Origin of the sequence: Streptomyces sulfonofaciens (assembly GCF_014656295.1) — a bacterium.
Classification (GTDB): Bacteria; Actinomycetota; Actinomycetes; order Streptomycetales; family Streptomycetaceae; genus Streptomyces; species Streptomyces sulfonofaciens.
In genome coordinates, this window is the sequence record NZ_BNCD01000013.1 from 134,958 (window position 1) to 149,901 (window position 14,944).

A 14,944-nucleotide genomic window follows, 5' to 3' on the forward strand; every position below is an offset into this window, starting at 1 on the left:
CCCAGGTCCCGCCGTATCGCCTCGCGGCGGACGGGGCCGGTGGTCGGGTGGGCCGCTTCGGCCGGGTCCGCGCAGGAAAGTGTGCCGATCATAGAGCGCGTTCCGGGGCGTATCCAGCCATCGCCCGGCCAGGCGCGCCCCGCACGATCCGGAACGGTTCCTCGTCCGTTCATCGCCGGATCGTTCCCGCCCGGTCCTGCCCGGCCACCGCTACGGCTTTGTCGGTCCTCGACCGGCTGTGACGTTCCGTGAGTGCCAAAAGAGTCATCCTCTGCTCACCCGGGCGGGTCAGCCCAACAGGACAAAATCTGACAAACGCCATCACGCTGGGTGCGGTGTCCCCGAAATCCGTGCCCGGAGGTAGCCGTGCCGCGTCCGCTCCACTCCAGGGAGATGGCCGAGCCCTTCTGCGGCCCGGGGGGACCGGCTGACGGCGCCGTGGGCGCGGTCCACGGCCCGGACGGGTGGTGGTCCGGCGGCCCCGCCGAGCCGTTCGCGCTGGGCGGCGGGGGCGGCGGTAACGACGCGGGCCGCGGCGGCGGCAGCGGTGGCGGAGGCGGCGACGACGAGCCGCGGGGCCCCGAGCGGCGGCTGCGCAGCACCGGGGCTGCGATCACCGCACTGACCGCGCTCGCCGCCACCTCGCTGGTGGCCGGGCCCGCGGTGGCCGGCAGGCAGCCGGCGCCCTGTGCGCTGGAGCGCACCCGCGCCCACCACTCGGAGGGCCTCGACACCTGGAACGCCGCCTATCCGCGCCCGCGCAGGACGGTCGACGCGCTGCTCGTCTTCCTGTCCTTCCCCGACGCCCGCCCGCAGACCACGCCCGCCGAACTGCTCGCCGACTACTTCCCCGCCACCAGCCGCTTCTACGAGCGCGCCTCGTACGGCAGCTTCACCCTGCGCCCCCATCCGCACCGCACCTGGATCCGGATGCCCAAGCCGTCCACCGCGTACCGGATACGGCGTGACTGGGACGCCGGGCACCGCACGGAGTACCTGCGGGACGCGGTGGCGGCGGCGGACCGGCACGTCGACTTCGGGGGGTTCGACCTCGTCTACTTCGTGGCCGACCCGGATGCCCCCGGTGTTGACTCCGACGCAACGAAGGTGGTCAATTTCGACCAGCCGTTCAGCGTCGACGGTACGAGCCTGCGACGCATCGTGACCGTCTTCGAGCGGCATCCTCCGGATCGGAATGTACTGGCGCACGAGACGGGACATGTCTTCGATCTGCCGGACCTCTACCACCGCCCCTCGGACGGCAAGGGTGACTGGGACACGTACGTCGGGGACTGGGACGTCATGGGCAGCCAGTTCGGTCTCGCGCCGGACTTCTTCGGGTGGCACAAGTGGAAGCTCGGCTGGCTGGACCCGCGCCAGGTGGTCTGCGTGGAGGGCGGTGGCAGCACCCGGGTCGACCTGGCGCCGCTGTCGGCGCCTCCCCGGCGTCCGGGCCCCGCGCTCGCGGCCGCCGCGGCCGCGGGTTCGGCCCCGGGTGCGGATACGGGTGCGAGTACCGGTACGGGCGGGAGTGCGGTCGCGGGCACGGTCGGGGTGGGCAGGGGTGCCGGTGCGGGCGGTCCGGCCGGACCGCCGGGGCCGGGCGGTGCCGAGGGCGGCCGGGCGGCCGAGGGTGCGCGGGCCGCGCGTCCTGCCCGGCTCGTGGTGGTCCGCACCGGCCGGACCAGTGCCATCGCCTTCGAGGCGCGCAGCGCGCGGGGCAACGACCGGTCGACGTGCACCCAGGGCGTGCTCGTGTACCGGGTGCGCAGCGGGACGGCGTCCGGCGGCGGCCCTGTGGAGGTGGTCGACGCGCATCCGGCCACGGCGGCCTGCTGGGGCGACTCCGTGTACCCGCCGCTCGCGGACGCCCCCGTCCGCACCGGTGAGCACTTCCGAGTGCCGGACGAGCGGGTGCGGATCGACCTGGAGGTCGGGCCCCGGACGAAGTCGGGCGGCTGGCGGGTGCGGGTGACGACGGGGTGAGGTGACAGGGGGCCGACGGGGTGCGGCGACGGAGTGGCGGGCGCGGCAGGTGCTTGCGGGGTCAGGGGGCGCCGGCGCACGGGACGGCGGGCGAGGCGGGGGCCGGGGCACGCGAAAGGCCCCTCGCGCTGGGCGAGGGGCCTTTCACTGTCTGTGCGCCGCCAGGGACTCGAACCCCGGACCCGCTGATTAAGAGTCAGCTGCTCTAACCAACTGAGCTAGCGGCGCCTGCTGACGTCGTAGACATTAGCACCCTGGTCGGCGCGAGGAAAAATCGATAGGCGTACCGCGCCGCCGTCCGCCGCGCGGGCCGCGCGTGCGCAGGCCCAGAGCAGGACCTCGGGCCCCGGGAGCCACGGTCTGCGGGAGCCGGGGGCGACCAGCCAGCGTGCCCCGGGGGCCGCGCCGGGGGCCAGCGGGGGCACGGTGACGGCGTCGCCGGGTCCGTGGCAGAGCAGCGGCGGCGCCGTGCGACCCCGGCCCGCCGCACCCCACTCCTCCCAGCGCAGCAGCGACGGCAGCCGGTGGGCGGTGCCGGGCGCGGCGAACAGCAGCACCCGCCCGCGGTGCGCGGCGACAGGCCCCGACCCCGGCCCCTCGCCGCGGAGCAGGTCGAGCATCCGGTGCCCGAAGGCGGCCGGGGTGCTCACCACGTCGAAGGCGGCGCCGCAGGGCAGTACGAGCGAGGCGGTGGGGTTGTCGGCCCAGCGGGCCAGGGTGCTGTGCGGATACGTTCCTGCGGAGACGAGCCAGGCGGCTCCCTCGCCGGTGACCTCCCAGGTGCCGGACCGGTGGAGGCGGTCGTCGAGGGCATCGGGGGTGTCGTGGAGGCCGGGGTCCCCGGGAGGGTCGAGGACGCCGTGGTGGCCGGGGCCGCCCTGGTCGCCGTGGAGGCCGGGATGAGGCCGGGCAGGTTCGGGCCTTCCGGGGGCGGACGCGTGCCATGGGCTGCTCATGGGAGCCATGTCTACCGTGCGTGAGCAGTCGGCTCCTGTGAGTTCCGAGATTTCAAGACAAGGTGGAGGTTCGGGGAGTATCGTGCCCGCGGGCATATGCCGGAAGATCGTGCTGGGCGCATCCTGGGCCGTGAGGGCCCTGTGGCCCACTGGTGCACGGGCCCTCGGGGGTTCGGCAGGCCAGGGTGCCGGATGCCCTCCTCGCGTCGGGTGCCCCGGCGGTCACGGCTTCCGGTGGGCGGACGACTTGGCGACTTAGGATCACCGTGTCGCGCGGACCCGCCCGGGAAGGGTGTATGGAGCACGTCGAGCCGCAGGCGGAGAGCTGCCGCACACCGTCCCGCGGGGCACGGGACGGGCCGCACGCGCCGTCGCGGTGGCGGGGCACGTACCGCGGCCTGCTGGGGGCCCCGTCCGCCTGCTGGGGGCGCCCCGTCCGGAGACCGTCGCCCACCGCGCCCGGGCAGCCCGCACGGACACCGGGACGGGGCCGGCGCACGCCGACCGGCCGCCGTTCGCCGTCGCGGTGGCACGAACGCGTGCGCGCAGGCGGGGCGCCGGGGCCCGTGCCCTTCCCCGCGGCGGCCGGCGCCCGCACCCGTACCGTTGCCGGCAGCGGGCGTTGGTCCCGGGCCCGGCGCGGGTCTTCAATGGTGGCCATGGACCCTGATCTGGATCTCGGCGACGGCCTGCGCCTGCGGGTGCTGACCGACGAGGACGCGGCCCTGCTGGTCGAGGCGACCAGCGGGGAACCGGCGCGGTCGCTGTGGGGCGCCCGTCCCGCAGGGCCGTACTCCCTGCTGGACGGGCAGATCGCGCTCGCGGCCTGGGACCCCGGTGCGGGGGACCGGTTCTCCGTCGGCGTTCTCGGCGGTTCCCGGCTGCTCGGCGCGGTCGGCCTGATGCCGGACGACTGCGGCGGCATCGAGCTCGCGTACTGGGTACGGCCCGAGGAGCGCGGACGCGGCATCGCGTCCCGCGCCGTCGGGGCCGCCACCCGGTGGGCGCACACGTCCCTCGGCGTGTCCCGGATCTGGCTGGAGATCCGCCCCGGCAACGAGCCGTCCCTGCGCCTCGCCCGGCGCACCGGCTACCGCTTCGAAGGGCGCCTGCCCCTGCACTGCCGCGACCACGTGCACGAGGACGCCGCGCGGGACACCCGGCACGACTGCCTGATCTGGGTGCACCCGGGCGAGGACGCCTGCGGCACCGGTACGACCGGACGCGCGCCGTCACGGCACGGCCGGTAGCGGCGGGCGGTGGCCGTGTGGGGCGGGGGTGGCCGCGTGGTGCGGGCGGTCGTGCCGCGTGGTGCGGGCGGGCCCCGGGCCGGGCATCTGTGCGCGCTGGTACGGTCACGGCGGGTTCTTCCCGCGCGCCCGCGGCTCAGCCGAGGTCGTCGGGCCCCCGCATCAGCTCACGGCCGAACTCGATCATCTTCTTCGCGTAGTCGTCGGTCCAGCCGGCGCGTTCGGCGATCACATCGGGCGTGAGCCGGTCGAAGCGACGCGGGTCGGCGAGCTGGGCGGCGGCCATGGCCTGGTACTCCATGGCCCGGTCGGTGGCCGCGCGGAAGGCGTGGGTCAGCTCGGTGGCGCGGGACAGCAGCTCCCTGGGATCGGCTATGGACTCCAGGTCGAAGAAGTGCTCCGGGTCCGCGGCGGCCGCGGCGGGCTCGAAGAGCAGCGGGGCGGGGCGCAGACGTGGCGCGCTACGGGGCCGCTCGGGCTCCGCCATGGTTCTCCTCCTAGCGTCGGTTCCGCGTCCATTGTCCCGCGCCCCGCAAGTACCTGCCGCCTCACCGCCCCGAGTCGTCGACGCAGCGGGGCACCGGAGGACGTCCCAGGGCCTCGGGGCTGTCCAGTTCCGCGCCCGTCACCCGGAACTGCATGCTCTCGCCGGGCAGCAGCGTGACCAGCATGTCGTCGACCGCCGCGTCGGGATCGAGACGGTCGGAGGAGAGGGCGACGTCCCGCAGGACCGTGTGCGCTCGTACCTGCACCGTGTACACCGGGGCGGCCGACGCGCGGCCCTGCTCCGGGCCGCCCGCGCCGACCGGCGCGGCCAAGTCCTGCGCGCCGGTGTGCACGCCGCCGTTCCGCGTGCTGACGTGCGCGACTTCGTCCAGCGTGCTGACGTGCACGCCACCGTTCGGTGTGCTGACGCGCACCTCGTGGGCAGCCCTCGGCCAGGCCACTTCGGTGTCCTCGGCGAAGAACTCGACGCGGCGCGCCCCGCCGAGGCGGGCTCATCCTGCGTGTCGGCCTGTAGGCCTGTAGGCCTGTCGGCCTGTCGGCCTGTCGGCCTGTCGGCCTGTCAGTCTGGCGCGTGTCGCGTGTCGCGTGTCGCTTGTCGCCTGTCGGCCACACTGTCGGCCTGCCTGTCTTCCTTTCCTCCCTCCCCCTCCCAAGGGGGATTGAGGTTTTCCGCAGTCCCAGGTGTGCGGTGAACCTCATGGTGCCGGGCGCTCGCTGGGCTCACCATCGAAGGGCAGGGGATCGGTGACTGCCGGAGGGCCCGGTACGCCGGTCGGCATGTCGAAGCCGGTGCAGGAGAGCAGCCCGTGACCGGGGCTGGGGCCGGCGCGCAAGCGGGGGAGGAAAGCTGTGGTGGGGCGCGGTATGCGGCGGCGAGGCACGCGGATGGTGGGGAGTGCGGGTGGCGGGTCCCCGAGTGCGGGGTCCTCAGGTGGCGGGGTGGCCGAAGCGGTCGGCCGCGGGGGCAATCGGCGCCGGTACCGCAGGGGTGCAAGGGCCGCCCCGGCGCCGGCGTTCCGGCATCACCGTATTTCCGTGGCGCAGGTGCCCGCCGACGGCAAGGCTGTTCCGCTGACCACAGCCGCACCACGAGAAAGGCACAGGAACATGCTGCGGGACACCTTCAACGAGGACGCGGAAGGCTATGACCGGGCCCGGCCCCGCTATCCGCCCGCCCTGGTCGACGACCTGACCGCACGGGCCGGGCTGGGCGCGCAGAGCAGGGTGCTGGAGATCGGCCCCGGCACCGGGCAACTGACCGTGCCCCTGGCCAGGACGGGATGCCGTATCACCGCCGTGGAGTTGGGCCCCTCCCTGGCCGCGGTGGCCCGGCGCCATCTGGCACCCTTCCCGGCCGCCCGCGTCGAGGTCGCCGACTTCGAACGGTGGCCGCTGCCCCCGAGGCCCTTCGACCTCGCCGTCAGCGCCACGGCCTTCCACTGGCTCGATCCCGTGTCGCGGGCCGACAGGGCGGCGGACGCGCTGCGCCCGGGCGGCCTGCTCGCCCTCGTCACCACCCACCACGTCGCAGGAGGCAGCAATGACTTCTTCGCCCGGGCCCAGGACTGCTACGAGCGCTGGGACCCTGCCACCCCGCCCGGCCTGCGCCTCGAACCCGAGACCGAGGTGGGTACGGACACCGCCGAGCTGACCCGCTCACACCGTTTCGGGCCCGTCACCGTCCACCACCACCCCCAGGAGATCACCTACACCACCGCCCAGTACCTGGCCGTGCTGCACACCTACTCGGGACACCGCGCCCTGCCCGCCCCGGCGCTGCGGGGCCTGTTCGACTGCCTCGGCCGGTTGATCGAGGACCAGCACGGCGGCCGGATCACCAAGCGGTACCTCCATGAGCTGATCGTGGCGGAGCGCCGCTGAGGGGCCTGGTCCGGACGGCGAAAGGCCGTTGAGGCGCGGGGGACGATCGGCATGGGCCCCTGAGCGGAGGGGTCCGGTCGGCTCGGGCGATGCACCGGAGCCGACCGGGCCACGGGGAGCCGGTCGCCCGGCACCTCACGGCGCGGTGGCCACGCGGTGCTCCGCCAGGTGCGACAGCACCGCGTGGTTCGCCTCCCAGCCGTCCGGGAACTTGATGGTGACGCCCAGTTGCACCGGCTCCATGGAGGGATGGTCGTCCAGCAGATCGGCGACCCCCGCACGGCAGACCACGATGCAGGCGTGCCGGTGGCGCGAGGCCAGTACGCACAGACGGCCTGTCTCCAGATGGAAGGCGGTGGCGTCGGGACGGCCGGAGAGCGGGTGCAGGACCACGGTGACGTCGTACTCGCGGCCCTGGAGCCGGTTGGCCGTGTCCACGGTCACGTCCGTGACGCCGAGCGCGGCGAGCGCGGCCCGCACCGCCGCGGCCTGATCGCGGTGGGCGGTGCCCACGGCGATGCGGTCGGCTGTCAGGGGCACGGGCTCCGGTGCGCGCTCGGAGACGGTCGTGCCGCCGCGTTCCAGCAGCCGGCGCACGACCTGGGCGACGGCGTGCACAGCCTCGGGATCGGTGCGCGGGGTGTGCCGGGCAGGCAGTTCGAGCAGTCCCCAGCCGGATGCCCCCGCCTCGTCGATCACCCGGTCCGGGCCCGAGCCGTCCGACGTGACCGCGAACCGCAGCGCCCGCTCGCCATGGCCGGTGCCGCTGCGGAACGGGGTGTACGGGTAGAAGGCCGCCGAGACCAGGGGGGCCGCGGACGCCGGGAGCCGCCAGGACACCGGCAGTCGGTGCTGTGGCAGGTCGGGGTTGTGCGCGAGCAGGGTCGAAACGGCGCTCGCGGCGGGATCGTAGGACAGTCCCGCCCACTGGTCGGAGCCGACGAGGGTGAACGGGTCGAGCTGGCCGGGGTCGCCCACGAACAGCGCACGCTCGAAGAGGCCGGCCACGGCGAGCAGTCCGTCCGACCGCATCTGGTACGCCTCGTCGACGATCGCGTGCCCCCAGGGCTCGACACCCCTGACATGCGCCCACTTCGCGGCCGTCGAGATGACGATGCCGAGGCCGGCGAGTTCCGACGCCTTGGCGGCGGTGCGCACCTGGGGCAGTTCGTCGAGCGCCTTGTCGTAGGCATCGGCGTCACTGCTGTGCAGCCGGCCCACCGGCAGGTCGGGAGCCTTCTCGGCGATCCGCAGCACCAGGTCGTCGACCTGGGCGTTGGTCTGCGCCACCACCATCAGGGGGTGGCCCGCGGCGGCCAGTTCCAGCGCGGCGCGCACCACCAGGGTGGACTTGCCCGCGCCCGGGGGCGAGTCGACCACCACGCCGCGGGCCGTGCCGTGCAGGGTGTCGCGGAGGATCGCCTCCGTGGCGCGGGCCGCAGCGGTCGCCGGGTCGACGGGGGGCCGCGCGGCGCGGCGCGGTGGCAGGCCGGGAACGGCGACCACTCCACCGGCGGATGTCCGGCCGGCCGGAGTCCCACCGGCAGGCGTGCCACGGGTGGGTGCGCCTGCCGGTGGGACTCCGGCGGATGTCCTACCGGCAGGTGTCTCGCCAGCAGGCTCGCCAGCAGGTGTCTCGCCGGTGGGTGTGCCACGGGTGGGCGTGTTCGCGGCGGGTGCGCCGGTGACGCGGGCGGGGGAGTGTTCGGGCAGTGTCACAGGAGGTCCTCCGCGGTGACCGGGTCCGGATCTTCCGCCGTGTCGCCCGGCGGGCCGCCGTGGGTCCACGGCGTCTCCTCCGGGTCGGGCAGCTTGGGGCCGCCGCGCTGGTCGTGCTCGAAGAGGGTGAACAGGACGTGGTCGCCCTTCTCCGGCACCGAACCGGGCTCCGGGTCCCGGCCCCGCCCCATCTTGTCCGTGACGCGCAGGACGACGACCGTTCCCTCGCCCCCGGGCGCCTGGAACGCGCCCGGCGCGCCGGGCGCCGCGGCGTCGCGATCCTCGATCAGTTCCACCACCTCCGCGGTCTGGGGGCGGCCGGCCAGGGAGCGGTAGACCTTGGCGCGCACGGTGAGCCTCGGGCGGTCGTCCGTACGGACGGTGACGAGGGGGCGCGGGCTCGGGCGCCTGCCTTCGGAGTGGGTCATCACGACGTCCGTCACCTCGCCCGCGAAGGCCTCCCCGGCCAACTGCCGCCCGGCCATCACCAGCGGGTCGTCCAGGGCCTCCTGGGCGTCGAGGCGGGCCTGCTCGCGCTCGCGGGCGGACAGCTTGTTCGCCGCGGTCACCGCGTCGTCGCGGCGGGGCTGCGGGGGCTCGCCGGCCAGGACCCGGTCCCGGTGGCCGGTGAACGACCAGCGGTCGCGCGTCCAGCGGTCCGCCACGTGTGCGCCCTCCGGCAGCCTGCACAGCAGGTCGAGGCCGCGCCACACGGCGTCCCAGGTGGGGCGGGTGCGGCTGTCGACCAGGGCACGGATCTCGTATTCCGCGGCGGTGACCGCGCCCAGGCGCTCGTCGGCCGCCACGCCGTCCTCGGCGGTCGTGAGGGCGGTGCGTGCGCGGTCGTAGCGCTCGATGGCCGGAGCGAGCAGACGGTTGTCGAACGCCGGGTCGGTGGCGGGGCCGGCGGGCGGGCAGAGCAACTGGCCGTGGTGGTCCCGGTCCAGCTCCGCCCGGTGTGCGGCCTGAGCCCCCGAGGTGCCCGGCGGGGCCGTCAGCCAGGCCAGCAGCGCCCCCAGGTGCTGGTCCTCCAGGCTGGACTGCCCGGTTGCCCAGTGCCGGGTGAGCAGGTCCGTCATGGCCAGCAGGAGTGCCGAACCCGGGACCCGGGACCGTTCGCCGAAGTGCGTCAGCCAGCGGCCGAGCAGGGGCACGGCGGGCGGCGCCGGGTAGGGCGAGTCCGGATCCGCCTCCGCGGTGCGGCGGAACCGCATGGAGCGGCCGAGCAGCCGTACGAAGGCGATCCCCGCGCGGTTCGGCACGATCAGTTGCGGAGCGTCCGTGCACAGCTCGGCCTCCGTCCTGACGCGCTTGCCGGTGCCCGGGTCGGTCTCGGTGCGCTCGGCGGCCTCCACGTCGTCCGCGAAGGAGCCGATGTACGGCAGGACGATCTCGGCGAGCTCCGCCAGGAAGGCGAAGCGCAGATCGCGGTCGCGGGGCTGGGGCACCACCAGTAGCCGGGGGGCGGTGCGCTCGGTGCCGACCAGGGCGCCGAGCGGTGCGCCCGTCTCGCCCGCGGTGGTCAGCGGCACGAACACCAGGGGCCGCGCGGACAGGTGGCGGTGCCGCACGGTGGCGGTCGGCTGGGCCCGGCCGCTCGCCATCGCCTCCAGCCGCGCCAGGTCGGTGATCAGCGACATGCGCCGGCCTCCAGTGCCGCCCCGCGCAGCGCGGCGGCGCGGCGCAGCGCGGCGACCGCGGGGTCGGTCGGGTCGCCGCTCTCGCCGCGGGCCGCCGCGAGGACGGCCCCGACCGTGGTGAGGCCGCCCAGCTCACCCCGCACCGCGCGGCCGAGGGTCGTCACGGCACCCTCGGCCCGGGCCCGGGACCGGCAGTGGAAGGCCAGCTCGCAGGCCGACAGGCACTCGGGCGCATAGGCCGCGGGAACGGCCTCGACGGCCGAGTACAGCTCGTTCGGCGGGAGGGAGACGTCGTAGCGGGCCTCCTCGGGCAGGGCCGCCGCGATGTCCTCGATCCGGGCGAGCCTGGAGAGCTGCCGCCGGGTGACCGCGAGCTGCTTGCGTACGTCGACGGCGGCCGCCGTGGGGTGGTTGGAGAAGTCCTTGGGGCAGACCAGGAGCACCCGGTGCCGCACGCGGGGGGCCGGCTCGATCCGCTCGGCCAGGTGCTGGAGCGCCAGGACGTACACCGCCGCCTGCCGGGCTGCCGCGCCCACCTTCTCCGGTTCGGCCGAACCGTCGATCATCGGGAAGGACTTGATCTCGACGACGGTCCAACTGCCGTCCGGGTGCACCACCAGGGCGTCGGGCTCAAGGAACGCGGGGGTGCCGGCGACGTCGAGGGTGAGCATGGGGTGGTCGAGCAGCGTCCACACCGGGGCGGCCGCGGCGCCGGGGGTGCCGGGGCCGCCCGTGGCGTCGGGGACGTCCGGGGCGTCGGGGGCGTCGGGGGCGTCGGGGGCGTCGGGGACGTCGGGGACGTGGGAGTCTTCCGCTTCGGCGGTGGTGCCGTCGGCCGGGATGGTCCCGGCGGCACCCGGCTCCGGCCCGGTGGTGCCGGGCGCCGCCTCCCGGAGCACCAGGGCCGTACGCGCCGCCCGTCCCTCGGGGCCGCCGGCCGTGAGGTCCGGGACGCGGACCTCGGCGGTCGTGGGCGGCTCGGCGGCCGGATCGAGATGACGGTGGACCAGGCGGACCAGCTCCGCCCCGCCGTCGCCCTTGACGCGGGCCTCGAAGGCGTGGCCCCGGACGAACGCGAACTGGGACTGCCCGTAGCCCGAGGGCGCGCCCAGCGCATGTGCCAGGGCGGCCTTGTCCACACCGGCGCCGTCCAGCAGGGCACGCCGTCTGCAGCCCGGGTTGGCGGCGAGTGCCGCGAGACGGCGGGCGTCCAGGGGCTGGGGCGGGGCGGTGGGGCCGCGCAGTTCAGCGAGCCGGTGCCGCAGCGCCGTCCCCCGCGTCGGCGGGGCGGGTGCTCGGCTCGGCACGCTGCTTGCGCTGTCGGGGAATTCGCTCACCCGCCGAAGTCTGGCATCCGTCACCGACAACCGCGGCATCCCGGGCGGCTCCGATCCGTCCGGCCGCCGCGCGGGCCGAGGCGGCGCGCACCGGCGCGCCGCGGGCCGCGAGCCGCTCACGAACGGCGTCCGCCAACCGCAGGAAGGGCCGGCTCAGCAGCAGTCCGAGGGCCATGACCGCGGCCCCGGCGACCGCGTCGAGCAGGTAGTGGTTCGCGGTGCCCACCACGACGACCGTGGTGACCAGCGGATATCCGACCGCGGCGACCTTGGCCAGCGGAGAGCGGCCGTGCCGCCACAGCATCAGGCCGCACCACAGGGCCCAGCCCACGTGCAGACTGGGCATCGCCGCGTACTGGTTGGTCATTCCGCCGAGGCCGCGAGGCGCGCTCGCCTCACCGGCCCACCACCCGTACGAGCTGTACTCCGCCATGGTGTCGACGAACCCGTGCACGGCCGGCAGGAGGCGCGGCGGGCAGGTCGGGAGCAGCGTGAAGCCGATCAGGCCGACGAACGTGGAGAGCAGCAGCCAGGTGCGGGCCAGCCGGTACTGGACGGGACGGGTGCGGAAGAGCCAGACGGCTATGGCGGGGGTGACGACGTAGTGCAGGGACGCGTACCAGAAGTCGGCGGGCAGCCCGATCCAGAGGTGGCGCGTGAAGATACGGTTCAGCGGCTGTTCTATGGTGAGGTGCAGGGCCCGCTCGATGCGCAGGATCGCCAGTCCGTGCTCGGTGGGGACGGCCGCGCCGCTGCGGGCGAGCAGCCTGCCCGCGGAGTACGTCGCGTACACCGCGATGATCAGGGGCAGTTCGGTCCACCAGCGGAGCCGGCTGCTTTCTGTCGCCCCATTGGCCGGTGCGTCCGTCTGCGGCATCCGAATGGTCTCCCTACTTCCCGGCCCGCGGCCCATGGGGTGTGAACGTCGGTTGGCTGCTCGGTGTCCTCAAGGGCCACGGCGTCCCACTTTATGGTGTATGGGATCGCCCGTCGCGGGCCGCCCCCTGATCGTCATAGACGCAAGTACCGACTGGTGGGTTGCCTGTGAAAGGAGTGCGCAAGCGGGTTGAGGCCGCGTGATCGATGTGGTCCCCGTGATCCATGTCATGACAAATCCGGTCAGTGTCTCTCGTGTTGGTCTGTTGTTCTGCTGTTGCCCTGCCCGGCTTCGCTGATGCCGCCGGCCTCGCTGCGGTGCTCACGGGTCGGGGTCGGGGGCGGGGCCTGGTGTCGGGGCAGGGCTGGGGTCGCGGTCGGGTGTCGGCGCAGGGTCGGGGTCGGGGGTTGCCCGAGGGCTGCGGGGGCTTCGGTGCGCGTGGCGGGGGTGTGCTTGGACCGGTCGGGGGGCGTCCGGCGGGATCTCGGTGTGTGGTGGGGGCGCTTCGGGCGCACTACGCGCCCCTGGGGGTGCGCTGTCGCGCGGGGGGTGGCGCGGGTGGTGAGCCGTGCTCGGTGGGGGAGCGTACGCAGGGATTGGGCACGTTGGGTGATCGCCCGCGCACGAAGGGTTGGGAGTACAAGCCGGATATCCCACCCCCGAACCGGTCGCCGACCGCCGTTTCGCGCCGGGGCCCGGGCCGTAGCCGGGGTGGGCGGGCCGCGTTGTGCCGTGCGGTGGGTCCCGGGCGTACGCCCTCCCGGGCCCGGTGAGCACAGCGAGCGCGAACGAGGAGGACCGTGGTGAAGGTGCTCGGGCACGGTTCGGGGGTGCGGCCGTCGACCGCCGATGCGTGCGACGACTTCTGCGACCTGGTCACCGTCCCTGTCCGGCAGGGACTCGAAGCCGTCGACATCCTGCGGCGGGTCGGTGCGCGGGCCGTGGGGCCCGTACTGCACGACGGTGCCTGCGACACCCTCCAATTCCTGGTGCCGCCCGGTACGGCGGACGCCTGGGACCTGCCGGGCAGCGCCTGCACGCACACCGGCGGTGATGTGCCGGGGCCGGCGGACGTGTCGGCGGTCGGCGGCGGATGGCTGCTGCCGCCCGGTGACATCGGGCGGCTGACCGACCCCACGGTGCTGCGGGCCGCTCTGGGTGAGGCGGCACGGCTGATCGCGGCCGCGGACGACTGCCGCTGACGGTGCCGGGCCTCCGCCGCGGCGGACGGGACGCCTGTCGCGGCCGGGCCCGGAGGCGGATCCCAGGCTGCCCCGCCCCGCCGGGTTCAGCCGCAGCGCGAGCAGGGCCCGGCGGTGGAAAGGCCCCGGCGCGGAGGGCCCCGGCGGCGGGCGGGCGCCCCATGCCGAGGTGCGCACGGCGTCGGCGACCGCCCGAGGTGCGGAAGGCAACGCTGGCCCTGGAGCTGCGGGAGAGCCTGGCGAGCCCTGGAGCTGCGAGGAGAGCCTGGCGAGCCCTGGAGCTGCGGAGGGGCTGGTGCCCCCTGGAGTTGCCGGAGGGCCGGTGGCGACCGGAGGGCCCCGTGCGGCCGCTCATAATGGCAGGGTGGCCAGGGGTAAGGGGCGTCGGGGAGACGCGAGCGACGCGGGGGCACGGACGGGGCGCCGGCGAGCCGGCGACGCCACGGTCCGTGCCGAGGTCGACGGCGGTCACGCCGAGTTGGTGCCCGATCCGGACCGGCCGCGCGCCTGGACCCTGCTCGTCGACGGCGCCCCGCAGTCCCATGTGGACCTCGATGACCCGGTCCACCTCGACTTCGCCTACCAGCGCAGGATCGGCCATCTCATCGACCTCGTCGCACCACCGGGCAGGCCGGTTCGGGCCCTGCACCTCGGCGGCGGCGCCCTCACGCTCGCCCGCTACACCGCCGCCACCCGCCCCCGTTCCACCCAGCAGGTCGTCGAGCACGACGCGGCCCTCGTCGCGTTCGTCCGCGACGCCCTGCCCCTGGACCCCGGCGCCCGTGTCCGGGTGCGCTCCGACGACGCCCGCGCCGCGCTCGCCAGGCTCCCGGACGGCTGGGCCGATCTGGTGATCACCGACGTCTTCGCCGGTGCGCGCACGCCCGCCCACCTCACCAGCACCGAGTTCCTCGCGGAGGTGCGCAGGGTGATCGGGCCCGGCGGCAGCTACGCGGCCAACCTCGCGGACGGCCCGCCACTGACCCACCTGCGCCGCCAGGTCGCCACCGCCGCCGCGCTCTTCGCCGAGCCCGCGCTGATCGCCGACCCGGCCGTGCTGCGCGGCAAGCGCTTCGGCAACGCCGTCCTCCTCGCCGCCGACCACCCCCTGCCGCTGGCCGAACTCACCCGCCGCGCCGCAGCCGACCCGCACCCCGGCCGCGTCGAGCACGGCCGCTCGCTCACCGACTTCACCGCCGGAGCGCCCCCGGTCACCGACGCCACGGCCACCGACTCCCCGGCCCCGCCGCCGTCCACGTTCCGCACGAGGTGACGTCGCACGAGGTGACGCCGCACGGCACGGGGTCGGCCCAGGCCCACGCCCCACCGGCGCGGCGGCCCACCGGCGCGGCGGTCCGGCGGCCGTACGCGGCCGTGTGCCCCGGCGCGGAGGCGACGGCTTCCGGCGGCCGAGGCGCCCCCGGGGCGGGTGTGGTTCCCGCACCACGCGTGCGCGCCGTTGCCCCGTGCGGCGCGGGCGCCGGGCCGCGGACGCTTCGGTGCGCGCGGTCGTCCCGGCGCCCGGCCGGGAACGCGAGCACGCCCGGCGGTCACCGGACACAGGCGGCGGCCGAACACGGCCCGGTGCC

12 protein-coding genes and 1 tRNA gene are annotated in these 14,944 nt (G+C 75.3%); 5 read left to right on the forward strand and 8 right to left on the reverse strand.

Translation table 11 applies throughout. The features are described from left to right. Positions 1-393 precede the first annotated feature (393 nt). Complete coding sequence (locus tag IE313_RS21425) at positions 394-1,986, forward strand: M6 family metalloprotease domain-containing protein (protein WP_189934852.1); 1,593 nt, start codon at positions 394-396, stop codon at positions 1,984-1,986. A gap of 154 nt (positions 1,987-2,140) precedes the next feature. On the opposite strand, the gene IE313_RS21430 is transcribed toward IE313_RS21425, so the two are convergent. Further along, positions 2,141-2,214, reverse strand: a tRNA-Lys gene (locus IE313_RS21430). Then, complete coding sequence (locus IE313_RS21435; protein WP_229924833.1) at positions 2,205-2,942, reverse strand: hypothetical protein; 738 nt, start codon at positions 2,940-2,942, stop codon at positions 2,205-2,207. The genes IE313_RS21430 and IE313_RS21435 overlap by 10 nt, the downstream gene beginning before the upstream one ends. A gap of 659 nt (positions 2,943-3,601) precedes the next feature. On the opposite strand from IE313_RS21435, the gene IE313_RS21440 reads away from it, so the two are divergent. Next, a complete protein-coding gene (locus tag IE313_RS21440) occupies positions 3,602-4,192 on the forward strand; it encodes a GNAT family N-acetyltransferase (protein WP_189934680.1) in 591 nt (196 codons plus the stop codon). Between the two features lie 136 nt (positions 4,193-4,328). Here the strand turns inward: IE313_RS21440 and IE313_RS21445 are convergent, their stop codons facing one another. Beyond that, the gene (locus IE313_RS21445) at positions 4,329-4,679 is read right to left on the reverse strand and encodes a DUF8844 domain-containing protein (protein ID WP_189934682.1); all 351 of its coding nucleotides are present in this window, start codon (positions 4,677-4,679) and stop codon (positions 4,329-4,331) included. Positions 4,680-4,740: 61 nt separating this feature from the next. Then, entirely contained in the window at positions 4,741-5,139 is a 399-nt protein-coding gene (locus IE313_RS21450; RefSeq protein ID WP_189934684.1) for a hypothetical protein, read from the reverse strand. 667 nt (positions 5,140-5,806) lie between these two features. Here IE313_RS21450 and IE313_RS21455 point away from each other — a divergent pair. Beyond that, positions 5,807-6,580, forward strand: coding sequence for a class I SAM-dependent methyltransferase (locus tag IE313_RS21455; RefSeq protein ID WP_189934854.1), 774 nt, complete (start codon positions 5,807-5,809; stop codon positions 6,578-6,580). Positions 6,581-6,715: 135 nt separating this feature from the next. Here the strand turns inward: IE313_RS21455 and IE313_RS21460 are convergent, their stop codons facing one another. The 4 genes from IE313_RS21460 to IE313_RS21480 form a co-directional block, all read right to left on the reverse strand. Beyond that, positions 6,716-8,086, reverse strand: coding sequence for an AAA domain-containing protein (locus IE313_RS21460; protein WP_373317034.1), 1,371 nt, complete (start codon positions 8,084-8,086; stop codon positions 6,716-6,718). A gap of 209 nt (positions 8,087-8,295) precedes the next feature. Continuing rightward, positions 8,296-9,939 (reverse strand): hypothetical protein, encoded by a 1,644-nt coding sequence (locus IE313_RS21465; RefSeq protein ID WP_189934686.1) that lies wholly within the window; start codon positions 9,937-9,939, stop codon positions 8,296-8,298. Further along, positions 9,930-11,276, reverse strand: coding sequence for a hypothetical protein (locus IE313_RS35360; protein ID WP_229924834.1), 1,347 nt, complete (start codon positions 11,274-11,276; stop codon positions 9,930-9,932). The genes IE313_RS21465 and IE313_RS35360 overlap by 10 nt, the downstream gene beginning before the upstream one ends. Then, the gene (locus IE313_RS21480; RefSeq protein WP_189934688.1) at positions 11,185-12,153 is read right to left on the reverse strand and encodes a phosphatase PAP2 family protein; all 969 of its coding nucleotides are present in this window, start codon (positions 12,151-12,153) and stop codon (positions 11,185-11,187) included. The genes IE313_RS35360 and IE313_RS21480 overlap by 92 nt, the downstream gene beginning before the upstream one ends. 809 nt (positions 12,154-12,962) lie before the next feature. Between IE313_RS21480 and IE313_RS21485 the strand changes: the two genes are divergently transcribed. Together IE313_RS21485 and IE313_RS21490 are read left to right on the forward strand one after the other, a co-directional pair. Continuing rightward, a complete protein-coding gene (locus IE313_RS21485) occupies positions 12,963-13,355 on the forward strand; it encodes a hypothetical protein (protein ID WP_229924843.1) in 393 nt (130 codons plus the stop codon). A 364-nt stretch (positions 13,356-13,719) separates the two neighbouring features. Then, on the forward strand, positions 13,720-14,628 hold the full coding sequence (locus IE313_RS21490) for a spermidine synthase (RefSeq protein WP_189934691.1): 909 nt from the start codon (positions 13,720-13,722) through the stop codon (positions 14,626-14,628). Positions 14,629-14,944 lie beyond the last annotated feature (316 nt).